Origin of the sequence: Trichocoleus desertorum ATA4-8-CV12 (genome assembly GCA_019358975.1) — a bacterium.
Lineage (GTDB): Bacteria > Cyanobacteriota > Cyanobacteriia > FACHB-46 > FACHB-46 > Trichocoleus > Trichocoleus desertorum_A.
This window is the reverse complement of sequence record JAHHIL010000035.1, coordinates 23,985-48,760: the sequence shown is the minus strand read 5'-3', so window position 1 is coordinate 48,760 and position 24,776 is coordinate 23,985. Positions and strand designations below refer to the sequence as shown.

The following is a 24,776-nucleotide window of genomic DNA, read 5'->3' as shown; positions in this document are numbered from 1 at the left end:
CTGCTACCGTTTATCCCTCTTCCGCATCCCCAAAGCGGATAATGTCGTCTTCTCCCAAATATTCGCCATTCTGCACTTCAATCATCACCAGTGGAATCACTCCCGGATTCTCAACCCGGTGCGGCATACACATAGGCACATAGGTAGATTGCTTTTCGATCAGGATTTTCTCTTGACCGTCGCAAATTACCTTGGCGGTTCCAGAGACGACAATCCAGTGCTCGCTGCGGTGGTAGTGCATTTGAGTGCTGATGTGATGCCCCGGTTGCAGTTCAATGCGATTGATCCGGTAGCACTTGCCTTCTTCCAAGGCAGTCACTGTGCCCCAGTTTCGCATTCGGGTGGTGGCTGTCGTCGCCAACTGGGCGTTGGTGGGAGTTTGCTCGTTATTTTGGTTACCAATCATCGGCTGCCCTCCCTAGGTGAATAGTTGATCCGAATGGATGCCGCTGCTATTCAAAATTTACCCTACACCCTGAGCCTGTCCAACAATCTGATGAAGTACTTTATCAAACGGCTGATTTGAGCGTCATCACATTTTTATTAGATATTTATCACAGCTCCGCACGATTACGGTCACATATTTATCGAGATGTCATCACCCAGTCGCACGAAAAAATAGTCCAAAGTGAGAAAACGGTAAAAACACTGAAACTGAACGTAACCATTAGGTAGATCGACCAAGCCACGAGCTAAGGTACTGGCTTTGGCCTTGATATTGCTTTGGCCTTGATATTGCTTTGGCCTTGATATTGATGGCCTTGGTTTCAGAATTTATTGCATTTCTTCCAGGTAGCAACCAGGGCCCAGCTACCACACTTAACCCTGGCTGCTCTCCCAAGTCTGTATTCTCAGGAGTTACTTTTTATCATGACAAATAAACGGCGGGAGTTTTCAAAGGATCAGCCTTTTGTAACTCACCCTTCAGCTCCCCTTGGCACGCCGCTGACTCAAATCGTGTTGCCATGTGGCGGTGTGGTTGGTGAACCGATCGCGCCTTCTGAGTTACCGACTGCTGACAGTCCCGAAGCGGAAGACCCATTAGCAGCAGCTCAATTTGCTGCGATCGCCCGCCCAACTCTTCCTGCTACCCCGTCAGGATCTGGCCCAACCCAAACCTGTGAGCAAGCTGTGGGCTTTTGCGAAGTGGCGATCGCTTTTCTGATTTTCGGGACGATTCTAGGCTGGTTAACCACTGTCCCCCTGTGGCTCCCGCAATTTGCTCCCAAGCCCTACTCCGTGACTCCCTGGTGCGTACATTTCTACTCCAATTCTCAGCCGTTCGACCTGATTTCCTCAGCCCTCTTCAGCCCTAAAAAATCCCCTAGAACCATAGAGACGGCCTAGGGAATGGGTAGGAATAATAGAGAGCAAGGAGTCGAGTCAAGCGAGTCGGATTAAGCAGGATTAGCTTGGAGATTGCCCTGAAGCAGGCGTAGAATCGCTGCTTTTTCCAACAGACCTACAAGAACACCATTAGGCCGAACCACTGGTAACGCTGACAGTTGTTGTTGCTCTAGTAGACTCACCACTTCAATCAGGGGTTGGTCTGCTTGAATCGTTGTGTCGGGATTAATGGGTTGCATCACATCCCAGACTTGCGTTGTAGCCCAGCGCTCTACGGGTAGTTGCTGTAGGTCAGCCACCGCGATCGCCCCCATCAACTGTCCTGTAGTATCTGTGACCAAAAAGCGTTGCCAAGACATCTGGTGGAATAGTGACCAGTCGGCAAATTCTCGCAGCGTCCAGTCAGCTTGTACGACTGGGCCATTCGGTGTAACAGCATCAGATGCCGTAAATCCAGACAGTTTGGATTGCACCGTGGCGTACTGAGCAGATTGACCTGCATTTTTCAGCAAGAACCAGCCAATTAGTAGGTTCCAAAGGTTTGCAGCGCTGCCGAATACTAACAGAGGAATGAGACCAGAGGCGATCGCCACCCAACCAATCACCTGCCCGACGCGGCTGGCAAAGGCAACCCCTTTATAGGGATTTCCGGTAATTTTCCAAACCAAGGCCTTAAGGACGTTGCCACCATCCAAGGGCAAGCCAGGAATTAAGTTGAATAGGGCTAAGGCTAAGTTAATAGAAGCCACCAGTCCTAAGACTGCGGATACTGGACCCGAAATAGGACTGACGATCTGAACTAGGCTTAGCAAACCAAAGATAGCGAGACTGACAGCGGGACCCGCGATCGCTACCCAAAAAGCCTCGGTGGGGGTCTCGGATTCTTTTTCTAATTGTGCGAGACCGCCAAACAAAAATAGGGAGATTGACTTCACCCCAATACCTTGGCGGAGAGCAACAAAGCTATGGCCTAGTTCGTGAGCCAAAACCGAGGCAAACAGCAACAGCGCTGCAAATAAACCCAACAGTAAAGGGAATAAACCAACCAAACCAGGAAACTGAGCGGCCAAGCCACTGCCATAGCTCCAAGTGACAAGTCCTAAGACCAGAAACCAAGATGGATGGAGATAAAACGGAATGCCAAACAGGTTACCAACACGCAAAGTGCCGTTCATACGGGGCACCTCTAAAAATTGTTTACTTTCACTGTAAATAAATGTAAACAATTCTCTCAGCTTTCACTAGGGCGGAAGCCGCACTTTAGCGTTCGGTTATGAGAACCTTTACCCCAACTCCCCACTACGCTTGTAACGAATTTTGAGGCCCAAAATGATTGAGGACAGAATTAGGGTCACCACATTGGCGCAAATGACTGGAATATCGTGGACATAACTGCCGTAAACCAGCCACAGTACAATCCCGACGCAAAGCGTGATCAGCATGCTCCAAGAAAGGTCATCGGCTGACTTAGATTTCCAAGTTTTGATTAGTTGGGGCAAGTAGGCGATCGTGGTTAAACTGCCTGCAATTAGTCCTAGTGTGGTGGTAAATTCCATGCAACTCTACTCCAGCGAATTGAATTTCAGCGTCAACGGATTGAGCCGCGATCGCGCTCTAGCTTCTTGGTTGTAACTGGGAATCTTCAGAGATGCGATCGCAGGTTCACCCAGACTGCTAGAAATACCTACTGGCCTCTGCGTGGAATTTCGGATTTAGATTATTGAGATTTCGCTAGAAAGAGCAAATCTGCTGTTCACTTTAGAAATAAGTCGCGAATTCCCGAACTACTAATTTCGATCGCCAGCGCCGCTAATAGGAACCCTAAAAGTTGCGTGATGATGATCGCGCCTTCTGCCCCTAACCAGTGATCAATCCGGGAAGACTGCCGCACAATAAACCAAGTAACGAACATCGCACCAACAATACCGAGCGCGACGCTGAGATGACCGATCGCAGTGTCTGAATTAGACATCAACAGCATCACACTGGTTAACGTGCCAGGGCCAGCTAACAGCGGAAACGCTAACGGAGTAATCGCCACATCTCGCCCTTGCTCCACCAGCGGTGCTTCTATATGTCCTTCCAGCATTTTTAAGGCGATCATCAGCAACAATAAGCCGCCTGCGATCTCTAAAGAACCCATGCTGATGTGCAAGTAATCTAGAACGGTTTGCCCACCAAAGGCAAAAGCCAGGATCACTGCTGTTCCAGTCAAGCTGGCGCGATCGACCACACTATTTTTTTGCTCTATCTCCATGCCCTTGGTCAACACCAGGAAAATTGGGGCATTCCCTAAAGCATCAGCCAAGACAAAGACCGCCACAAACGTTTTGACGAGAACCGGAACATCGATAAATGTTTTGACCAGGCTGAGAATTTCCATGCCAGAAGGTAAAAGAATTTTTTCTCAACAGTAGCGCGATCGCCTGTAGCCTTACATTCTCTCCTTGATGGATTTATCGGTTCATTAGGGATATATAAATGCCCAATGACCTGATGAGCCTAACGAGTAGAACTCGCGGCTACAAGAGCGAAGCCTGCCTACGCAGGCTAAAATCTCTTCTTTCAGGCTGCGTAGGTAGCCTTTGTATCGATAGCCGCACCCTTTAGGGTGGCGGGCCATCACTGGAGGGGCCTTGAAATCAATCCTAATTTGCGCCGATTCAGTTAACCTCCCAGTTTGCGATAGTTGATTTCTGCTGGTGGTGGATAGCTTGATTCTTAATATAATTAGCGACTTGAGGCAGATCCTGGCGATTTACAGTAAACGCTCCATAGCCACCTTGCCATTTGAAAAAGCGATCGCAGGCAATCTCATGAGTGACAAGGTGAGAAGAGCTACCTTTTGCCTGACCGATCAGTGTTGCCACACTCAAAGTCGGAGGAAACACAGTCAGCAAATGGATATGATCTGCAATACCGCCTACTGCTAAAACTTTGCAGTTTAATTGCTGGCATTGCCTAGCGATCGCAGCCCACACAGCAGATTCAATATCAGGTGTTACCAAAGGCAACCGATCCCAAGTTCCCCAGACACAATGTAAATATAACTGCGTAAAATTCTGATGCATTTTTTTAGCCTACCTACGCAGGCTTTGTTCTTGTAGTCACAAGTTCACTCGTTCTCTTCAGTTAAAATGCCCAACGTTCATCGTCCGATTTATCTGGATTGTCAGGCCACTACTCCGGTAGACCCAAGGGTACTGGAGGCAATGCTGCCGTACTTTACAGAGTATTTTGGTAATCCAGCGAGTGTGTCTCATGTGTATGGTTGGGAGGCAGAAGCGGCTGTGAAGAAAGCGCGGGAGATTTTAGCCGCTGCGATCAACTGTGGCCCAGAGGAGATCGTCTTTACCAGTGGCGCTACAGAAGCGAATAATTTGGCGATCAAAGGAGTGGCGGAAGCCTATATCAGCAGGGGACGACACATTATCACGGTCAGTACCGAGCATAATGCTGTGCTTGATCCCTGCCGCTATTTAGAATCATTGGGCTTTGAAGTCACTTACTTATCGGTTCAATCGGATGGCTTGATCGACCTCAAAGAACTAGAGCAAGCATTTCGACCGGATACAGTTTTGGTTTCGGTGATGGCTGCGAATAATGAAATTGGAGTGTTGCAGCCAGTGGCTGCAATTGGAGCACTTTGTCACCAGCATCAAGTTCTCTTTCACACGGATGCGGCTCAAGCGATCGCCAAGATTCCTTTAGATGTGACAGCGATGCAGATTGATCTGATGTCGCTCACGGCTCACAAGGTATATGGGCCGAAGGGGATTGGCGCTTTGTATGTGCGGCGACGAAATCCTAGGGTACAGGTGGCACCTCAATCGCATGGCGGGGGGCATGAGCGAGGCATGCGATCGGGCACGCTTTACACACCGCAGATCGTCGGCTTTGCTCAAGCGGTAGAGTTGGCATTGGCAGAACAAGCAGCAGAAACTCAACGGCTCATGCAACTGCGCGATCGCCTATGGCAGCAACTCAGCACAGTCGGCAATATCTACCTGAATGGTCATCCCACGCAACGGCTTCCTGGCAATCTCAATGTCAGCGTGGCAGGGGTAGATGGACAAGCGTTGCTGTTGGGGCTGCAACCTGTGGTGGCGGTTTCTTCGGGTTCCGCTTGCACTTCAGCAGAAATCAAACCCTCTCATGTGCTAACTGCTTTAGGGCGATCGCCAGAATTGGCTTATGCTTCGCTGCGATTTGGCATTGGGCGTTTTAATACAGAAGCTGAGATCGATCGAGTGGTTCAACAGGCGATCGCGACGATTCAATCTTTGCGGGGTGCGACAGTTTCTAGTCACGCCTAGCGAGTGAAATCATTTTCTAGAGCAGTCCTAACGTTTCTAGGGCTTGTTTGGCGGCATTCTTTTCGGCATCTTGCTTTCTGCCCCCCTTGCCTTCTCCGTACTTGTGATCGGCAACTCGTACTTCAGCCGTAAACTCTCGCGCATGATCTGGGCCAGATTGAGCAATGATGGCGTACTTGGGGTTCTGACCTACTTCGGCTAAGGCCCAAGCTTGAAACCGACTTTTAAAGTTAATTTGGGTTGCGGTATCAACCAAAGTATCCGCGATCGCTTGAAACAGCGGTTTTACATAGTTTCGGACTGTCTCAATATTGGAATCTGTATCTAGGAAATAAGCCCCAATTACCGCCTCAAAGGTGCTGCTGAGTAAGTTGGGATTTTCTCGCCCACCATTAATTTCCGCCCCTCGACCCAAATGCATGAGGGAACCGAGGTTGAGGGCGATCGCAAATTTGGCGAGCTGTGACTCATCGACTAAGGCAGAGCGTAGCGGCGTTAATTCTCCTTCTGGTTTTTCAGGGTAGTGCTTGTAAAGAAATTCGCCACTGAGAAAGTTCAATATGGCATCGCCTAAAAACTCTAAGCGTTCGTTATCTTCCCCAAACGCCGGATGCTCGTTGGTGTAAGAACTGTGGGTCAGCGCTCGTTGTAACAAAGCGTTGTTTTGGAAGATGGGCAGTTTTTGCATCTCTACGTTGGTATGGCTCAAGCTCACCCACCTAGGTAAGCCAACTGGAGGGAGCAAAGAGGTCAATGATTCAGGGAATATACATATCAATAGAGCTTCTTCATGTGTTCCTTAAAGAATCGTCCTCATGAATACTGACAATAGCAGTCCTGGTTCTACGATTGGGCCAATTATTCGGCGCATTTTTACTTCTGGAAAAATTACCCAAGCGGATGAATGCGGATTTTTTATGGCGATCGCTTCAGACGCAGTGTTGAGTGCTGAGGAGTTGAGTCAAATTCGGCGGATTTCTGACCACTTGGATATGGGACTCCTGAAAGTAGTGGATTGAGTTCTAATTGCTAGAGCAGATAACCTGATCAACTGACGATCAACTTCCACAACAGCGAGCCAATGGCGAGCGTGGCTAGGTGTTGAGGGAGCAAACTGAGTAGGGGTTGGCGGGCAATTTTTTGGGTCAAAATCACACTTAACCAGACTGAAGCAATTAGCGTCACCGCTTGCAGGAATGCGATCACTGCGGGTTCAGCCACGGCGATCGGCACATTGACGCTGCTATAGCCAAAGGTTGCTAGTGTAATTGGCAGAACTCGACCTGCTTCGGTTAAGCCTAAGCGCAAGTAGTGGGCTAAGCTGCCACCCAGCACTAAAGGCAAATAGCCGTAAGCTAGTTCTAGGAAGGGGCGGGGCTTGAGGGTACGATTGATTGCCTGAATCAAGAACTGGGCCAAGAGAGCGATCGCGACGGGCAGCAATAGTGCCACCGCAGAAACGCCCGCATGCCAGCCAAAATTCTCTAGATGGAAATTCCAGCCCAACTGATTTTCAATTTCGGGAAGGCGATGCAGAAAAATGGCTCCGAACAAGAGAAACAGCAACGCAACTTCCGCGTAGGTGGGCTGATGCGTCGTCCAAAGCTCAATGCCGGGAGGTCGCAGATTCACCTCAACGGAGCGGTGGGGGCAAGCTTTGAGACAGGTCATACACAGCACGCAATCCCGATTGTCTTCCAGTTGGGCGGGGTGCGAATAGAGCGGGCAACCGAGGCTTTCTTGGCCTTCGCCTTTTTCAGGGCCGCCTTTGTAGCATTGGTAAGTGGTGCAAGTGGCAGAACAAATGCCTTGCTGCGCCCGCAATTCTGTCATAGAGAGCTTGGCAAATAAGCCATTCATCCCCCCAATCGGGCAGAGATAGCGACACCAGAAGCGACGCTCAAACAACAGCGAGAAAATGACTGCACCCGCCGTAATCAGGAGTAACAAGCAACCGGAAAGATAAGCCGTGTTTTCCAGATGCCAGAGTTCTTCCCAGAGCAAAATCAGCGTGAATAAGCCAAAGAGAAACCAACCGCCCCATTTCTCTGCTTGCTGGCGCGGCCAAGGCAATAATTCGCGAGGAAACAGCCGCAAGGAAAGCTTCTGAGCTAGCTCACCATAGATCATGAAAGGACAAACCGAGCACCACAACCGCCCGACAAACGGAAAGGCAACCAGCATCAACGGCCACCACCAAGCCCAAAATAGATTCAGGCCAATGTTGCTGTCGCGGGCTTGCGGTCCCAGCATCAGAATGCTGACGATGACGGCAAAAAAGCCCAAGGTGAAGCCAAAGTTGATGCGATCGGGCCACCAATCACTCCGCAGAAATTGTCGCAACTTGGGATAGGCATTCAGCAAGTTCACGCGGAAGCGTCTGGTTTTGTTGCTGACGGCCCAGAAGACTTCTTCGGTAAGTTCAGGTGCGCCATTTGACTGCGCGATCGCTCGTTCAATCAGTCCTTCTAGTTCAGCGAAGTTGCCCGGAAAGTCATAGCCCTGGAGACGGCGTAAAGCTTCTGGGGTGACGTGGGGGCGAGCGATATCTTTAGTTCGACAAGTCAAACTGATGTAGTACTCAGCTTGGGCAGCAATATCGGCCTTCCGCACACGCAATGGCGGCACCTTGATCACATGCTGGACGCAATGTTTTCGCTCTAGCTGCGGCAAACTTTTTTCCGACACCATCATGATCCGAGCGTGGCTTTGCTTGGGTTCTGGTGTGGGTTCCCCTTCGCGGCTAATTGGAGCATACGTTCCGGTTTCGAGTAAGAGCAGAATCTTTTCCAGCAGCGCAGGGAGCAATTCTTGAATATTGTTGAGGAGGAGCGTGCCCTGACCAATCCACTCTAGTAGCCCTGGCTTGCCTCCTACGCGACCAAACAATTCTGCACCACTGGCTTGCAGGGTATTGCAGTTGATTTTGATCATCGGTTGGTGGCGATCGCGAGAGCCAAAGTGAATCAGCGCTGCGGTATTGTCTTTGCCCAACCCTGGTTCACCGAATACCAATACCGATTTGCGATCGCTAGCCGCTTTTTTAATTTCCTGCCGTAACCGCACCGCATAGCGACTAGAGCCGACAATGCCTCGCCGCACTTTAGGGACTAAATAAGGCCGTAATGCCGTTTGACGCTCTTGCTCAAAGGCAAGTTGGGATGCTACTTGATCCAGTTGAACCGCAAGCTGTTGAGCCGACCGAAATAGATCGGCAGTCAGTTCAGCCGCTCCATTCGATTGGCTAATCGCTTGCTCCAACAGACTCTCTAGCTCTGGTAAATTTCCAGGGAAGTCATAACTGGCTAAAACTTCAGCAGCTTCCGGTGTGAGTTTGGGTCTCGAAATTCCTTCGCCACGAGCAAAACAAGTGATGTGATATTCAGCTTTGGCTTTAATATCGGCTTTGCGATCGCGCAGGGGTGGCACTTCAATCGCATGTCCCCACAAAGCTTGTCCAGGCTCAAGGCTCAGTTGCGCGTGGACTTGATCCAGCGATCGCTCTGCGGTCACGATGATGCGCGCTTGACACTGCTGTAATTCACCTATCGGCTCACCCTCTCGACTGATGGAGCGATACTCCCCGGTTTGGAGGAGCTGAATCACCTTAGCTTGCAGCTCTGGAAGGAGATCTTGCAGGTGATCCAGCACTAAAGTTCCGCTGCCTAGATAGGCCAGTAGACCCTGTTTGCCACTTGCACTTTGAGCCACCCGCCCAAACAGTTCTGCACCACTGCTAGAAAGAGTGCCACAGTTGAAACGAATTAGGGGTTCCCGTCGCGCCGCTGAGTTGAAGTGAATCAACGCCGCTAAGTTGACTTTACCAACTCCCGCTTCACCCGTCAGTAAAACGGGAGTGCGATCGCGGGCAGCATCTCGGACTTGTTTACGAAGTCTGACAGCCACTTCACTACTACCAATCACGCCTCGCCTGACTCTAGGAATCGCATAAGGCCGTAATGCTGTCTGTCGCTCTTGTTCGTAGGCGAGTTGAGAGGTTAACTGGTTTAGCTCCGCCGCAAGTTGGCGCGAGAAGGTACGGCTAATTTCTGGGTATTGCTGAGCCAAGGCCAGAAATGGCTCTTTGGCAATCTGCCATAACAAACCATCTCCCAGAGTGATCACAGTTTGCTCAGCCGCTTGGTCTAACAACAGTTCCTTGAGGTGGATGATGCTTCCTGGCAGTAGACCCACTGCTTTAGCAGGGCCATTGAGGCTGGTGTGATAACTCTCCAAGTGCCCAGCCTTGAGGATATACAGAGCTTCTGGAGGCGTTTCTTCCAAAACCAAACGGCGATTTTCTTGGAACGGCTCCTCAACAATAGCAGCGGCGATCGCCTCTAGGGTTTCATCCGAGAGCGATGCCAACTGAGTATGCTCTTTTAACCATTGAATCCGCTCAGCCCTATCCATGTGCTCGCCCCCTGAGTTTTTGGTTTGAACGCGATCTGCCTAACTTACTGTCTTAACCATCAACCTTACCAATCAACTTGCGATCGCTCTTGCACTACCCGTTTGTAAACCACTTCTGTTTGTTGGGCAATTTTGGCCCAACTGAAGCGCCGCTCTAGGTCTTCATAAGCATTGTCTGTGAGCCATTGAGCATAACCAGGGTTTTTGAGAACTTCTAAAATGCCCCAAGCTAAGGACTCGGAATTATTGGCCCAAGTCACAATGCCTGTTTTGGTATGATGTACTACTTCTGGAAAGCCACCCGTATCCGAAACCACCACGGGCACCCGCGCCGCAAAACTTTCTAAAGCCACGATACCAAAGGGTTCATAGAGGCTAGGGAAAACGGCGCAATTAGCAATCGTTTGAAACTTGTTCAAGTCTTCCTCAGACATAAACCCAGTGAAGTAGGTTTTGTGAGCGATACCGAGGTTCCAAGCCTGCTGCTTCAAGTGGTCGGTATTGCCGCCGCCGATGATCACCAGCTTGGCATAGCCACCCATCTCCCAAAGCACCTTGGGCATGGCATTGAGCAAAACCGCCACGCCTTTTTCGTGAGTCATGCGGCCCACGTAATAAACAATCTTTTCGCTATCCTCGGCAAACTGGCGGCGGAAACTGGCAAAGTCAAAATCTGGGTGCCGTTGTTTCTTTTCGGGGCGGATGCCGTTGTAGATGACATCCACTTTTGCTTCAGGACTACCCAATGCCCGCGCGGCTTCAGAACGCATGTAGTTGGTACAAACGATGACTCGCCAAGCATTGTAGGCTAAATGGGTTTCTTTGCTACTGATGTAGTGGTGGGTATCGGTATGAATGCCGTTATGGCGGCCATATTCAGTGGCGTGGATAGTCCCAATGAGCGGGGTTTTGAACGTGTGCTTGAGGGCGATCGCGGCATCTCCAACCAGCCAATCGTGGGCATGAATCAGGTCGAAGGGGCCATCCTCTAGAATCAACTTGCCACCATGACGGCCCATGCTCTCGTTCATATTCACAACCCAATGGAAAAAGTCGTGGCTATAGCCCACAGGCACCCGATGCACTTTGACCCCATCGACCACTTCATAACTTGGGGCTTGCCCAAACTCGACGGTAATTAGATGCACTTCATGGCCCAGCTTGACGAGTTCTGGGTATAGCTCGGCCACATGTCGGGCAATGCCGCCCACAATGCGAGGAGGAAATTCCCAAGCCAATACCAGAATTTTCATCAAACGCTACTCCCACACCTTCACATAAGTCCTAAGAACTTCACATATCAGTGTAGCGGCCACTGTAATTGCCGCGAAGGAATGCAGGCATGATTCCTAAATCTTCACAAAGCTTTGCTTGGCTACTCAGGCTGTCGCAGAATCGGTTCCAGCTCTTGCCGAAAGGTAGACCAAGCCGTTGCCGCAGTCGAGTCAGAGTTAGCACTACGCTGCATCAACAACACGCCATCCTGGACGCCAACTAAGCCGTAGGAGCGATCGCCCAAAAGCCGATCAACTACAGGCACCATTGTCTTCAAAAGTCTCCGGTCATCATCGAACACCACTTGGTACTGCCGTAATTGTTGGAAATCGAGAATGATATAGTCTACCGAAATCACGGCCCTGGCATCATTCCTTACCTGGAGGGCTGGAAAGCGGACAATTTCCCGCCGATTCGAGAGATGCGGCACGATATGAGTGGTCGCTGAAACGCTAGCATCCGGTGGAATTTGGCCCATCAAGCTACGAATTGCTGCCGCATGTTGCCATTGAGTTTGAGGAGCCGAGTAAACCCAAGGTTGGAAAGAATCGGGGATTAAAAAAGACAAAGCTCGATTGGGATTCGAGACAATCGTTAAAATCAGCGACACACTGAGGCAAAAAATCCAAAAGCGCCGAAACCGCCGAGTAAACGCCCCTGGATGCTTGGCCCACCAAATCACTGCCCCATAAAAGAACCCCGGAATCACTGTGAGGGCATAGCGCAGGTCAATCGAGAGCGCGGTCGGGTCTTGCCGCATAAAGTTTTGCAATAACGGAAAGCTAGCCACTAGCCAAGCCGTCGGAGCCACCGCAGGCACAAACGCCAAGGGTAGCCAATGGGCCAGTAAATAGCTGATCGTGCGATCGGCAGGTGTAACGATTTCCTGAATTAACCGCAGCGGCTGAGTGGCGATCGCCCCAATCACCTGTAATGAAGACGCTTCCCGGTTGCCCACAAAGTGCCCAAACTGCTCCACCATAAACCGCCGAGAAATATCAGGCGAGAACAGCGGCATAGCCCAGTTTGTCACCAGCAGTATGTAAACCACACTCAGCGCACACACTCCCAACCCAGCCCGGAGATGCCGCCGACTCACAGCGAGATAAAACCCCACACTAAATAAGACGACTCCCGCATCTTCTCGTACCAGCAGCGTCAGCCCTGCCAGCACCCAGAACAGCCACCACCAGCGTTTTTCCATTGCTAGCAGCAGCCCCAAGATAAACAGGGGAATCTGGCACAAATCATGGAAATTAGCTACGGTTGGCCCAATCACCGCTGCTGCCCCATAGAAACTGGCCGCAATCATCACGGCTAGCGGTGGGTTGTGATAGTGTCGCGCCAAGGCATACAGCACCAAACCAGCCGCCGTCATCAACGCCACTTGCAGTATTGACAGTAGTGCAGGCGAGGGAAACAGGGCATAGATTGGCAACCAGAGCAGCAAAGCAGGCGTGAAGTGCTGGCCCAAGCGGTGGTAAAACACTTCCGGCACTTGGCCGTCTTGAGTCACTGCTGCCGAGAGCGTGGAAGAGAGTGAGCTTTGGAAGAAACGACCGTGCAAGCCATTCCAAAACACTTGATTAAAAATGCCTTGGTCGAAGGCGACATAGGTCGGATAGAAGTTGTAATACCGATGCAGCGCGATCGCGGACAGCACGACAAAAAAAGCGATCGCCATGCCCAGCACCCACCGCAACTCCGGCTGTTTCTGCCACTGCTGCAACATTATTAGATGACTCTCTTCGCTACAGTCTTAACGTCTCATGTTGTCGGCGCTGGCTCAACCCATTCCAGCAAATTTCCGCGATCGCCTAGAGTTTCATGAATATTTCCCGCCAAGAACCCAATTTTTGTCCGTGTTTTGCCTATGTTAGGGTAAGCAATGCCCTAGAGCCAATTGCTGAGCAGGCTTCAGAGATTGAACGCATTTTAGATGTGTGTTGCAATGTAGCGTGAGGGTGCATCAATGTTCCGAATGCGGATCGGTTAAACCGAGGGATATTGCCACAGCTCAAGTCATATCTGCCCGTGGGCAACGGGTAGTTGAAACTGCCTGTGGAGCCGATGCAGCGGGGACTGGGGTCACTCAGTCTAGCTGGCTGGCTGTGAAGCAGGAAATCTGGGGCAACTCAAGGAATCTTTTTGCATACCCGTTAGGGTTGCTGGGAGAGGATGTCAAAATGTCAGTACGAAGAGGCGACCTTTATCATTGATAAGCTGTGAAGAAACGGGTAACCCTGACTTTCCCTAAACGTTCTATCCAAATGCCAGTGACGTATCGACTGGCCAAAGACTTTAATGTTGCTGCTAACATTATTCGTGCCCAAGTTGCCCCGAATCAGATTGGTACGTTGGTTGTGGAGCTTTCTGGCGATATCGATCAGCTAGACGCAGCTGTGGACTGGATGCGATCGCAAGACATCGGTGTCTCCTTGGCGAGCCGAGAACTTCTAATTGACGAAGAGGTCTGTGTCCATTGTGGCCTCTGTACTGGAGTCTGCCCGACGGAAGCCCTGACCCTAGACCCACAATCTTTTCGGCTCACCTTCACGCGATCGCGCTGTATTGTCTGCGAACAGTGCATTCCCACTTGCCCAGTTCAAGCCATCTCAACAAATCTGTAGACTGAATAAACGGCAAGTCAATTACAGGAATGTCATTTCTTAAAAAACTTCCTTGGCTATCTCTGGCCTTTCTGGTAGCTGCCTATTGTACCTTCGGCTGGTTTCTCTACGCCCCTGAGGACTCTGGGTTGAGCTTGCTATTTGCCGCCGTCTTTGCGTTGACTGTAGCAGGACTTCTTACAGCACCCGAACGCAGTTTGAGAGTGCGATTTTTCACTTGGTCTGTCTCCAGTGTGGGCAGATTTGTTTTAGTACTTTGCAGCGCTTCTCTAACCGCTATAGTTCTCTACATGGCTCATGTTTTTATTCACATTCTGGTCACAATCTCCGCATGCATGTTGGTCAGACTAGACATGCAGACAGCTGGACTGCAACAATGGCAAGCTTTTTGGGTCTTGTCAACGGTTTCGCTAATTGGTTTGGAATTAGGCTGGATTCTCAACCATTACATCTAGGGGCATCATACCTAGGAGCTTGTAAATGATAGAACCCATTGCACACGTAAGCTACAGTCTAATTTCAGTGAAGCCAGGTGAGCGCAGCAGCTCTGCCCCCACGCTCTCGGAGCCTATCCACCTAAAAAACTGCAAGAAAAAAGCAGCCTGAGAGGGCTGCTAGTGTGGTGCGTGAGGATTTGTTATCTCTAGACTAAAGCAGTTTTATAGCCATTACGATTCAGTTACAGTTTTTGATACGATCGCTCCAAGGGCACGCTGGGCAAGGTTTCTATGCTTCCTATTCTCAAAACCATCTAAAGCCACCGGATGGACACTGCAAAAAGCGTCACACGGTTGCATAAGATTGTGAGGGAATTTAAGGACACTATGAAAAGCGCTTAACTGTCCTCTTGCCCTACAGCACTACAATGCAGTGGGGCAATTTTGTTTTTTATCTTCCTCTCAGGCGATCTTTAGCCTCAGGCGATCTTCAGCGCTACAGCTAAATCAGATTGGACATGAGATAAACTCAGGGGAGTTTGGCCTGCGATCGCAGGTGACTGAGTTGACAGAGGATTGAGGTCTATGCAAAGTAGCCCAGATCAAGGTTTAGCCGCTCCCCACATCATGCGCAGCCAGATTATTCGCTGGAATACCATCAGCTTGTTAACGGCTAGTTTACTCAGCCTCCTTATTTCAGCTAGCGAAGCAGAAAAAACCTTTGCCCAAGGGCTAAGCTCAAGCTCCTCAGAAAGTACATTAATTAAAACGCCAGGTAGCCTGCTCAACCGAGCAAATTTGCGGCTGGGTAGTCGAGGCCGAGATGTTTCAGAATTGCAAGCCACTTTGAAGCTATTAGGCTTTTATGCTGGAGTGGTAGATGGCTTTTATGGCGAAAGTACTGCGATCGCCGTCTCTCAGTTTCAAACGGCGGCGGGGCTATCGGTGGATGGCATTGTAGGAACTGCTACCTGGAACCAACTTTTTCCACCCCCTGCCTCCAACGTTATTTCATCTACCACCAGACCTACAGCCCGATCCGTCGATACTGCTGCTACCACCAATAGCCCAGCTCCTGCCACTGCTCTATCCACTGCGGATACTTCTGCCGCTGCCTTCCCAGTTCCCCAAATTGCTGCAAGCAACACGAACTCTAGCCGCCCAACCGCTCTCACTGCGACTAGTGCTAGTTCAGGTTCCAATAACAACTCTGTGAAGCCCAGTGATTCTTTGAGCTCTACTGATATTGCTGCCTCTAGCGTAGAGCTACCAGTGCTGAGATTGGGCATGCAGGGTTCTGCCGTTTCCAGATTACAAGAGCGCTTGCAAGCAGCAGGATTTTTCCAAGGTGTGGTAGACGGTGCTTTTGGATCTGAAACTCAAACAGCCGTGAAAGCTGCTCAGCGTCAGTATCAATTAGAAGCAGACGGTATTGTTGGGCCTGCTACGTGGAGCGCTTTGCTGCGTTAATTCGTACTTCCTCAGGGCAAAATTTAGGTTCAAATGACATGGAGGCAACGTTTGCCTTCACTTTTTTATGACCTCAAACTATAAACAAGCAGATGTAGAAGATTAAAATTTTTCTAAGAAATAAGATCTAAAAAATAGAGTGTCTAGATCTACCCAGAGGCAGAGTAAATAATCCACTCCTCAGGTAGAACTGTTTATCTCTTTCAACCAAGTATCTTTTGTATACAGAGTTCACGTAGAGCTGGTAAAAAATTAGACTCAAAACTTCAGAAGTCACTATTTGAATCTACTGATTTTAGAGTTCATCTGTTAGTTTCTAGCGATTCCAAAATCTCTTTTTTCTTTTTCTAAAATCCTTTTGTTTTGAAAGCGTTCTGGCAATAAAAATGTACAACCGAGACGACCGTGAAACCCGCAACTCAGAAGTGAATCAAGAGACGTATCAAGACGCTCAAGGAAACACTCATACTCGCGTGACTCGCACTGCCGATACCGTTCACACTCAGAGACCGACAGTAGATGACCCTACTGCTTATCGCGATGGTTATGTGAGTGGTCAAGTTACCGAACGAGAGCTTCGCGAAGAAAATCAGATTGTTCGTGACAATGATAATGCAGCTCGTGGACTGTTGATTGGGGTCATCGCGACCTCGGTATTGGGTTTAATTCTTGGCACCCTGTTTTTTCTAAACCAGCGAGAAGACCCCGCCCCTGTAGCACCTATTATTGTTCCCAACCGCTCAGTCGCTCCTGCTGCCTCACCCTCTCCTAGCCCAACTACGAGAACGGAGACTCAAATCATTGAGCGAGAGAGATTGGTGCCCGTTCCCCAAACTCAAGCTCCAGCGCCTCAGGCACCCGCTCCTGCACCTACGGTGAATGTAGCACCTGCACCCGCTCCTGATGTCAACGTTACAGTGCCCAGCAATCCTGCGCCTACGTCTACTCAGCCTCAAACGGGGAATGACGCAACTTCTACCCAAGACACTCCAAGTACTACCACTAATACTGCACCTGCAACCAGCAATTTCAACACGGGCAACCAGTCTGGTAATGCACCTGCTACAACGGGTACCGATACCACGGGTACAGGCACAACTGGAGCAGGCACAACGGGTACTGATACTACGGGCACAGGCACAACGGGTACTGATACCACGGGTACAGGCACAACTGGAGCAGGTACAAATAACCCTTAACTCCATCGAAGCTGACATGCAACTGTTGACTTAACCCAACGCCAACTCTGTAATGCAAAGCCCTTAAACACACTACAAGTGCAAAGCATTTAGGAGCATTACAAGTGCTTTAATTTCTCGTGGGTCTAGTAATTGCAACTAGACCCATTGATGCTTTAAAGGGTGGTTGTTCAGAAGGTCATTCGGAATGAGACACCACAGCTTCAGCTTGGTAACGGATGTTAGCTTGCTTCAATCGTTGTAAAGCTTCTCCAAGGCGATCGCAGTCGGCAATCAAGCTAATGCGAACGTAGCCTTCGCCTCCTGGTCCAAAAGCATTACCTGGAGTCACAACGACACCTGTTTGTTGCAGTACCGACAGAGCAAAGTCAGTCGAGTTTTGCCCCGGCGGGCAAGGCACCCAGAGATACATAGTGGCGCGGGTTTTAGGAATGCTCCAACCCAGCTCTTCTAATCCTTGAATCAGGAAATCTCGACGGGTGCGGTAGCGAGCTTGAACTTCATGCAAATAAACATCGGGCAGTTGCAAGGCAGTTTCAGCCGCAGATTGTAAGGCCGCAAAAATCCCATAGTCCAAGTTGGTTTTTAAGGTTCGCAATCCTTGAATAATGTGACGATTGCCAACGACGAAGCCCACACGCCAACCCGCCATGTTATAGGTTTTGGACATGGTGTGAAACTCTACTCCAATGTCCTTCGCGCCTGGGATTTCTAGCAAACTTGTGGGTTGGTAGCCATCAAAGGCGAGTTCCGCGTAGCAAAGATCGTGCACCAGCAAAATTTCATGCTTGCGGGCAAAAGCCACAATATCTTCAAAAAATTCGCGTGGAGCTGTAGCTGCCGTTGGATTGCTGGGGTAGTTGAAATAGAGTATCTTGGCTTGCTTAGCCACATCATCTGGAATGGCTGCCAAGTCAATTAGCCAATCATTTTCTGGCTTCAGGATCAGGTTGTGAATTTTGCCACCTGCAATGAGTGGCCCCCGGAAATGAGCTGGGTAAGCGGGGCTGGGAACGAGAACCACATCACCGGGATTGACGTAGGCGATCGCTAAGTGAGCCAAGCCTTCTTTGGAACCCAGCAACGGCAAAGCTTCTCCGTCAGGATCAAGGCTGACCCCATAACGACGGTGATACCAACTGGTGATGGCGCGGCGGAAACTTGCAGTGCCTTCAAAAGGTGGATAACCATGATTGGCGGGGTTCTGCAAAGCCGCGATCGCTGCATCTACGACAGGCTGAGGTGTGGGGCCATCTGGGTTACCCATTCCTAGGTCAATCAAGTCTAGACCCTGGGCGCGAGCGTGAGCTTTTAACTCATCTAAGCGCGCGAATACATAGGGGGGGAGTGCCCGCAGGCGTTCGGCAGGGGTAATCCAATCCAGTTCCATTCCTTACACCTCGTTGCTGGTTGCCTGAGTCAGAGTGGTACGGCTGACTTCAACCGGAGCCGTGGTCGAAACCATAGCTGCCATGAGTTGTGAAGGCACAACTGGGAATGGCAAACGGTGAATATCGGAGCCTTTAGCGCAAGCCACTTCGCTAGCATGTTGTAAATCTGCCAGCGAAATCTGTCCTAAACCCAAATCCCCTAAGGTTTGGGGCAAGCCGATTTCCGCATAAAACCTTAGGAGCTGCTGTCGTGCTGTCGCTGCTAGTTGATTTCCTTGCAGCATTTCCTCTAGGCGCAGTTGCACCAAAATGCCATAAGCCACCTTCTCTCCGTGTAAGGCATCATGGCTCGCCAACAAGTGGGTAAGGCCATTGTGTACTGCATGGGCAGCTACAGTACGGCATTGGGCCCCGCCCAGACCACCAATCACCCCCGCCAATAACACAGCAGCATCTACCACCTCTCGCCAAGCAGCGCCTCCTGGCTCTTGCAAAGCAGCAACGGATTTTTGAAAGAGAATATCGCGCAAGACGCGGGCCTGCTGAACTGCGGCAATCAACAAAGTTTGGTCTGAGTGACCGCTGCTGACGGACGCTTCGTACCACTTGGCTAGAGCATCCCCAATCCCTGCCACCAAAGTCCGCTGCTCAGCCGTCTGAATCAGGCTGTAGTCAAGCACCAACAAATCGGGACAGCGGGGTAAACCTACGTCGTACAAAAAGGCACCTTGATCGGAATAGACGTTGGAGAGGGCAGTCCAAGCCGCACAGGTTGCCGCCGAAGTGGGCACAGTCACAATCGGTAATTGGCATTGATAGGCAATCAATTTAGCCGCATCTAGGGCTTTGCCGCCACCAACGCCAATAATGACGTCAGCTTGGTGAGTCGCGACTGCTTCTCGGAGCGCTGCCAGTCCTGACTCACTGCAATCTAAACCATAGGCAGCCTGAGCAAAGAGCAGTTTTTCTTGCTGCAAGACGGGTTGTAGCCAAGGTTGCACCGCTGCCAAGGTGCGATCGCCCCCTATAATTAAAGGCCGTTGTCCTAAGCGACCAATTGCCTCCCCCACTTGAGCCAACGCTTGCTCGCCTCGAATCACTTGAGCGGGCGCAACCATGAGCGAGAGCAGTACAGGAGCTGTTTTAGTTGGGGTTGACGATGAATCCGGTAAAGAGGAATGAGGCATAGGGCACGATCGCAGAGTCGTTGAGATTTACGTAGGGTAAGGACAACTTTACTACTATTTCTAGGTTAGTTTGCACTGAAAGCGAGGTGTAAAGATCACTCAGTTGGCAACTCACTACCTAGGTTTTACTGGGGGGTTAAGACGAGCTAGATGCTGTCTGTACCTGAGGCAAACGAGCAAAATTTTGGTCATAGATCGTCACCGCCAAATTGCTGTCGTCTCGCGATGCCAGCGATCGCTTGACCTCACCTAAATAGAGGGGTACCGATTGCCCTGGTTCTGGGTGAATAACGCTCCGAGCCCGAATCGTGAGTTTCTCGTCCGCGTCCCCTAAGCGACCAAAGGAGAACAAATCGGAAGCTGCTTGGCGCAGAGTGGCATCTAACTCAGATTGCTTGATCTTGGGTGAAACCGAAATAACAGCCTGACTGGCTCCAGAGTCATAGATGAGTGAGAAAGGAGCGGCACCCGGAATGATGGTATGGGTCAGAGGCACCAAACCAAGAGCAAAGAAGCCAACGGTTAGAACCCCCATAAAGCCTGTGACTCCTACAAATCGGAACCGCACGCCCCACTGGAGCACAAACATTAAAACTGTTAAAGCAGCACAAACTAAGGTCAGAATGCCCGACCACTTAGTAGCAATTAAAAAATCAGCAGTTGTAGGCATGACGGTGGCAAACTAAGACTAACGAGAGATCAATAAGGCTGAGGGAAAGGTGGGAATTTCCTCGGTTATTCGTTGCTCACAAAGCCCGCAGGCTGAGACGCTTCAGAGAGCTCTAAGGCTGCCTTTAAGGTATGCCAAGAAAGATTGGCACATTTAATTCGCACAGGAAACTGAGAAACCCCTTGCATTACGTTTAACTTCCGCAATTCTTGGGGGAACTCTGCGTCCCCTTTCATCATGGTTTGGAAGCGCTGCACCATTTCTAGGGCCTCGGCAACGGTGCGACCTCGTAAAGCCTCAGCCATTAGATCTGTAGAGGCGATCGCGATCGCGCAGCCTTCCCCTTCAAATTTGACATCCTCAATCCGATCGCTGCTCTCGTTGAGTTGCAAGGTCAGTTCGATCGTGTCCCCACAGGAGGGATTATGGCCTTTTTGATAGCGATGGACTGGAGAGGTTGTACCCTTGTTACGAGGTTTTTTATAACGCTCCAGAATCACTTGTTGATATAGATCACGTAAGTTGCCCAGAGTCATGATGGGTTAATGATGTGTGTCTCCGTCTATTCTCGATCCTATCAGGGTCTTCTGGCTTGATAGGATGCGATCGCATTATTACCTAGAGTTCCAGCATATCAACTGCTAGCTCGATCCGCGATCGGTTTGCCGTAGCGCTCAGACCAAAACTTCTGAATCAGTTTCCAGGTAAGACCTTGCCAGCTTTTGATGATTGGCGCTGATGCTGCGGCTGAGGACTGAGCTGGAGAGCGCGGCAATGATATTGCTGAGTTAGCAGGGTGGTGATGACAGCAGCGGACACAGGTTTAGAGAATAGGTAACCCTGCCCGTACTCACATCCCATCTGGTTTAGTTGAGTATGTTGAACTGCCGTTTCTACGCCCTCGGCAATGACTTGCATCCCCAAGTTGTGGGCTAGCGTGATGATCGTCTGGACAATTTCTGAATTCTTATTATTCGTGTCTATTGTGGTGATAAAAGAGCGATCGATTTTGAGGACATCAATCGGAAAGCGGTGCAAATAGCTCAAAGACGAATACCCAGTACCAAAATCATCCATGTATAGCTGAATGTTCATCGCTTTCAGGGCTAGTAGCATGGCGATCGCGAGTTCCGAATTTTCCATCAGCACAGTTTCAGTAATTTCCAGTTTCAGGCTCCCAGGCGCTAGCTGAGTGGTCTGCAAAATTTGACTGACTTGGGTCATCAAACTCGTCTGGGAGAACTGCCGCCCCGAAATATTGACACTGATCGTCAGGGGTTGGCAGAAAGGAAACCGTACTTGCCAGTTCGCTACCTGTTGGCAAGCTTCCTGCAACACCCAATGCCCCAGTGGCACAATCAAGCCTGTTTCTTCAGCAACGGCAATAAATTCCGTCGGAGCAACCAAGCCGCGCTGAGGATGGTGCCAACGCACTAAAGCTTCAAACCCCACAATTGCACCTGTGGCTAAGGCCACAATGGGTTGATAGCGAACCTGAAACTCTTGACGATCAATCGCTCGCCGCAGATCCGTCTCCAGTTGCAATCGCTCCACCGCATGAGCATGCATACTCAGGTTGAAGACTTCATAACGAGCTTTACCTAGGGCTTTGGCGCGATACAGGGCGATATCAGCATCTCGCAACAAATTCTCTGATTGAACGTAGCTGCGGGTATATAGCGCAATCCCAATGCTGGCAGTCGTAAAGACTTCGTAGCCGTTGAGGTTGAAGGGTAGGGTCAGAGCCTGCTTAATCCGCTCGGCAATTTGAGTGGCATAGCCTAAGTCTGGAATGTCTTCTAGTAAAACGGCAAACTCATCACCGCCTAGCCGTGCCCCTGTATCACCTAGTTGTAAGCAGGCTTCTAATCGGCGGGCGATCGCAACTAGCAGTTGATCTCCAACTAAATGCCCCAAACTGTCATTGATCAGTTTGAAGCGATCTAAATCTATGAATAAAACTGCAAATAAATGCCCTGTAGACCGCTTCGCTCGTTGCATGGCATGCTCTAAGCGGTCCATAAACAAAGCTCGATTGGGTAGATGCGTCAGCGCATCATGGAGCGCACTATGCAGCAACTGCTCTTCTGCCCACTTTCGCTCCGTTACATCCTGAGCCAACGAGGCAATACCAATCAGGTTCCCGTTTTGATCAACTAGAGGTGTGTTGTACCACTCACAGAAAATAGTTCTACCATCTTTCGTCCGGTTAGTATTGGTACTACGCGTGCCTCCCCTCTGAGCCAAGAGTTCCACCCAAACCTGCTTGACCTGATCTCTAGCAGCAACTGGCACAATCAAATCTAAAGCGTGACAGCCTAGCACCTCTTTTTGGGAATAACCAAAAATCTTTTCTGCGGCTGGGTTCCAGTCCACCACTTCAAAATCTAGGTTCCACTCAATTACGGCTAGGGGAGTTTGCTGCACATGGAGTGAGAGCTTTTGCTTGGATTGCTTCAGTTCTGCATCTAGGCGATCGCGCTCTGTTAGGTCTCGAATTGCTAAGACAGCACTGGTTCCCTGACCCTTAAATTGGATACAGGTGGCATAAATTTCTAGAACTTGCCTAGTTTCAGCCTGTTGAAATTCGTAAACGCCAGTCACATTCAGTCGTTCGTGTAACACTCGATTGACTGGGTGTTCCTCAGGCGTAAGTGGTTGATTCTGCTGCTCCAGACGCAACAAATCTAGAAGCGGCGTACCCAACACTTCAAAACGTTGCCGATTCACTAAACGGTCGAACGTAGTATTAGACCATTGAATTCTGCCATCCTCGTCCGTCCAAACAATGGAATCGACAATGGCCCCTAAAGCCACTTCCATCTTCCCTAATGTGGAGCGCAGTTGATTGAGCAGGATGGTGGGATCACCTAGCATTGGGGCTTTTGCTCCGTGAGGGGTAGTTAGGGCTCCAAAGGCCGTAAGACAGCACCAAACATCCATTGGCCAAGCTGCTGCTCTGCGGTAATAAAATGCTCGGATAGAATTTCTCTGCCATCCTGGGTGATTGCCATCAATCGCAGGGGATGGTTCATCACAGTAGGTTGCTCAGTCAGGGCAAAGCGAGCAAATCCGAGGTGATGGGCGTCATGGTAACTGGTCGGAATAACTACTGTGAGCGGTTGGCCCAGAATCTCCTCAGTCTGCCAGCCAAAAGTCGCTTGAAAAGCACTATTTACGAAGGTAATGAAGCCTTGATGATCCGTGATTAGCACAGGTACGTCAGTTTTGGACTTCAGCTCCTGGAGCGTCATCATATCGTTGGATTTCCTGTATGCGGATAGGCGATCGCAGCCATAACTAAAAGGTTGGCTTCTGCCTAGCAAAAACCAACTTTCAAAACTTCAGTAAGGTTTGAATAAGTCTAGTTTGACAGCAAAAAATGCTGCTGAAATCCGCCTGTTTAGCTAAAAAGATCCGCCACTTCGGATCAAACGGGCAAGTCAGCGCGGGGATGGAAACTTTCAATCTGACGCAGCTTTTCGTAGAGATCACGTTCTTCGGCAGTCAGGTCTCTCGGCACTGCAATCTGGATTTCCACAATCTGGTCTCCCCGCACCCCCTGATCATTGGGATACCCTTTACTTGCTAACCGGAGGCGCTGACCGGGACGCACTGCTGGGGGAATTCGCATTTTCACCAGTCCATCTAGAGTTGGCACCTCAATGTGCCCCCCTAAAACCGCCTCTACTGGGGTGATCGGGAGATGGCATAGAATATCAGTCCCTTCTAACTTGAAGTAAGGGTGAGAGGTGACTTCGATCTTCAGGTACAGGTCGCCCCCATTAACGCCTTGACCCTTGAGCCGAATTCGCTGCCCAGAAAACATCCCACCGGGCATGTTCACTTCTAGCGATCGCCCATCTTCGAGCCGCACTCGTTCGCGCCCACCTGTATAAGCTTTATCGAGCGGCACGCTTAGTTTGGCTTCGGCATCCCGGCGACCTGTCCGCACTGTATAAGTGGTCTTGGTGGTGCCTGGGCGGTAATATTCTTGGGTGGCAGTGGTAGTGCGGGAATTTGTGCCAGTGGTCGCCGTTTTAGCGGTGGTGCGCCGATTGAGCAACTGATCTACAAAGCTGTTGAAATCTGGAAAGGAGCCAAAATCTAGGTCATCGTTGGAGCGACCATTGTTGCGATCGCTCCATGCCGCTGTCCCCCGCGCCGCATTTCCCCCTTGAAAGCCTTTCTGCTTCCAAAAAAGACTGAACTGGTCGTACTGCGCTCTCTTGGTCGTGTCGGAAAGCACTTCATACGCTTCTCCGACATCTTTGAATTTTTCCTCAGCTTCTTTATTCCCCGGATTCAGATCGGGGTGATATTGCCTTGCTAGCCGCCGATAAACTTTTTTGATTTCTTCTATAGAAGCATCTCTGGAAACTCCCAGAATTTCGTAGTAGTTCCGAAAGTTTTGCATAAGGAAATTAACACTCAATGATTA

The 24,776-nt window shown here is 50.1% G+C and carries 23 protein-coding genes; 7 read left to right on the top strand and 16 right to left on the bottom strand.

Annotation, left to right across the window (positions count from 1 at the left end; translation table 11 throughout):
- Nucleotides 1-10: 10 nt before the first annotated feature.
- A complete protein-coding gene (locus tag KME12_19970) occupies nucleotides 11-406 on the bottom strand; it encodes a phosphomannose isomerase type II C-terminal cupin domain (GenBank protein ID MBW4490065.1) in 396 nt (131 codons plus the stop codon).
- Between the two features lie 464 nt (nucleotides 407-870).
- On the opposite strand from KME12_19970, the gene KME12_19965 reads away from it, so the two are divergent.
- Nucleotides 871-1,347, top strand: coding sequence for a hypothetical protein (locus KME12_19965; protein ID MBW4490064.1), 477 nt, complete (start codon nucleotides 871-873; stop codon nucleotides 1,345-1,347).
- Nucleotides 1,348-1,397: 50 nt separating this feature from the next.
- Here the strand turns inward: KME12_19965 and KME12_19960 are convergent, their stop codons facing one another.
- The 4 genes from KME12_19960 to tnpA all read right to left on the bottom strand — a co-directional run bounded on the left by KME12_19960 (nucleotide 1,398) and on the right by tnpA (nucleotide 4,418).
- Entirely contained in the window at nucleotides 1,398-2,522 is a 1,125-nt protein-coding gene (locus KME12_19960; GenBank protein MBW4490063.1) for a site-2 protease family protein, read from the bottom strand.
- A 108-nt stretch (nucleotides 2,523-2,630) separates the two neighbouring features.
- Nucleotides 2,631-2,903: a SemiSWEET transporter gene (locus tag KME12_19955; GenBank protein ID MBW4490062.1), complete on the bottom strand. Its 273-nt coding sequence runs from the start codon at nucleotides 2,901-2,903 to the stop codon at nucleotides 2,631-2,633.
- A gap of 197 nt (nucleotides 2,904-3,100) precedes the next feature.
- A complete protein-coding gene (locus KME12_19950; GenBank protein ID MBW4490061.1) occupies nucleotides 3,101-3,700 on the bottom strand; it encodes a MarC family protein in 600 nt (199 codons plus the stop codon).
- Between the two features lie 310 nt (nucleotides 3,701-4,010).
- Entirely contained in the window at nucleotides 4,011-4,418 is a 408-nt protein-coding gene (gene tnpA, locus KME12_19945) for an IS200/IS605 family transposase (protein ID MBW4490060.1), read from the bottom strand.
- 66 nt (nucleotides 4,419-4,484) lie between these two features.
- Between tnpA and KME12_19940 the strand changes: the two genes are divergently transcribed.
- Complete coding sequence (locus tag KME12_19940) at nucleotides 4,485-5,663, top strand: IscS subfamily cysteine desulfurase (GenBank protein ID MBW4490059.1); 1,179 nt, start codon at nucleotides 4,485-4,487, stop codon at nucleotides 5,661-5,663.
- Between the two features lie 16 nt (nucleotides 5,664-5,679).
- On the opposite strand, the gene rnc is transcribed toward KME12_19940, so the two are convergent.
- Entirely contained in the window at nucleotides 5,680-6,351 is a 672-nt protein-coding gene (rnc, locus tag KME12_19935) for a ribonuclease III (protein MBW4490058.1), read from the bottom strand.
- Nucleotides 6,352-6,478: 127 nt separating this feature from the next.
- Between rnc and KME12_19930 the strand changes: the two genes are divergently transcribed.
- The gene (locus KME12_19930) at nucleotides 6,479-6,682 is read left to right on the top strand and encodes a hypothetical protein (GenBank protein ID MBW4490057.1); all 204 of its coding nucleotides are present in this window, start codon (nucleotides 6,479-6,481) and stop codon (nucleotides 6,680-6,682) included.
- A gap of 28 nt (nucleotides 6,683-6,710) precedes the next feature.
- On the opposite strand, the gene KME12_19925 is transcribed toward KME12_19930, so the two are convergent.
- From KME12_19925 to KME12_19915, 3 genes are all read right to left on the bottom strand, one after another.
- Entirely contained in the window at nucleotides 6,711-10,076 is a 3,366-nt protein-coding gene (locus tag KME12_19925) for a sigma 54-interacting transcriptional regulator (protein ID MBW4490056.1), read from the bottom strand.
- A gap of 65 nt (nucleotides 10,077-10,141) precedes the next feature.
- Complete coding sequence (locus tag KME12_19920; protein ID MBW4490055.1) at nucleotides 10,142-11,329, bottom strand: glycosyltransferase family 4 protein; 1,188 nt, start codon at nucleotides 11,327-11,329, stop codon at nucleotides 10,142-10,144.
- Between the two features lie 122 nt (nucleotides 11,330-11,451).
- Nucleotides 11,452-13,083 (bottom strand): DUF2079 domain-containing protein, encoded by a 1,632-nt coding sequence (locus KME12_19915; protein MBW4490054.1) that lies wholly within the window; start codon nucleotides 13,081-13,083, stop codon nucleotides 11,452-11,454.
- Nucleotides 13,084-13,576: 493 nt separating this feature from the next.
- On the opposite strand from KME12_19915, the gene KME12_19910 reads away from it, so the two are divergent.
- From KME12_19910 to KME12_19895, 4 genes are all read left to right on the top strand, one after another.
- Nucleotides 13,577-13,981 carry a 4Fe-4S binding protein gene (locus KME12_19910; GenBank protein MBW4490053.1) on the top strand — a complete coding sequence of 135 codons (405 nt, stop codon included), beginning with the start codon at nucleotides 13,577-13,579 and terminating at the stop codon, nucleotides 13,979-13,981.
- A 29-nt stretch (nucleotides 13,982-14,010) separates the two neighbouring features.
- The gene (locus KME12_19905) at nucleotides 14,011-14,436 is read left to right on the top strand and encodes a hypothetical protein (protein MBW4490052.1); all 426 of its coding nucleotides are present in this window, start codon (nucleotides 14,011-14,013) and stop codon (nucleotides 14,434-14,436) included.
- Nucleotides 14,437-15,003: 567 nt separating this feature from the next.
- Entirely contained in the window at nucleotides 15,004-15,888 is an 885-nt protein-coding gene (locus KME12_19900; GenBank protein ID MBW4490051.1) for a peptidoglycan-binding protein, read from the top strand.
- Between the two features lie 386 nt (nucleotides 15,889-16,274).
- Nucleotides 16,275-17,087 carry a hypothetical protein gene (locus KME12_19895; GenBank protein MBW4490050.1) on the top strand — a complete coding sequence of 271 codons (813 nt, stop codon included), beginning with the start codon at nucleotides 16,275-16,277 and terminating at the stop codon, nucleotides 17,085-17,087.
- Between the two features lie 178 nt (nucleotides 17,088-17,265).
- Here the strand turns inward: KME12_19895 and KME12_19890 are convergent, their stop codons facing one another.
- The 7 genes from KME12_19890 to KME12_19860 form a co-directional block, all read right to left on the bottom strand.
- Entirely contained in the window at nucleotides 17,266-18,477 is a 1,212-nt protein-coding gene (locus tag KME12_19890; protein MBW4490049.1) for an aspartate aminotransferase, read from the bottom strand.
- Nucleotides 18,478-18,480: 3 nt separating this feature from the next.
- Entirely contained in the window at nucleotides 18,481-19,665 is a 1,185-nt protein-coding gene (locus KME12_19885) for an iron-containing alcohol dehydrogenase family protein (protein MBW4490048.1), read from the bottom strand.
- Between the two features lie 136 nt (nucleotides 19,666-19,801).
- Entirely contained in the window at nucleotides 19,802-20,335 is a 534-nt protein-coding gene (locus KME12_19880) for a Ycf51 family protein (GenBank protein ID MBW4490047.1), read from the bottom strand.
- A gap of 65 nt (nucleotides 20,336-20,400) precedes the next feature.
- Nucleotides 20,401-20,871 carry an SUF system NifU family Fe-S cluster assembly protein gene (locus KME12_19875; GenBank protein MBW4490046.1) on the bottom strand — a complete coding sequence of 157 codons (471 nt, stop codon included), beginning with the start codon at nucleotides 20,869-20,871 and terminating at the stop codon, nucleotides 20,401-20,403.
- Nucleotides 20,872-21,028: 157 nt separating this feature from the next.
- Entirely contained in the window at nucleotides 21,029-23,212 is a 2,184-nt protein-coding gene (locus tag KME12_19870; GenBank protein ID MBW4490045.1) for an EAL domain-containing protein, read from the bottom strand.
- 26 nt (nucleotides 23,213-23,238) lie between these two features.
- A complete protein-coding gene (locus tag KME12_19865) occupies nucleotides 23,239-23,592 on the bottom strand; it encodes a PAS domain-containing protein (GenBank protein MBW4490044.1) in 354 nt (117 codons plus the stop codon).
- A gap of 173 nt (nucleotides 23,593-23,765) precedes the next feature.
- Nucleotides 23,766-24,752, bottom strand: a complete 987-nt coding sequence (locus KME12_19860) for a J domain-containing protein (protein ID MBW4490043.1) — start codon at nucleotides 24,750-24,752, stop codon at nucleotides 23,766-23,768.
- Between the last annotated feature and the right edge of the window lie 24 nt (nucleotides 24,753-24,776).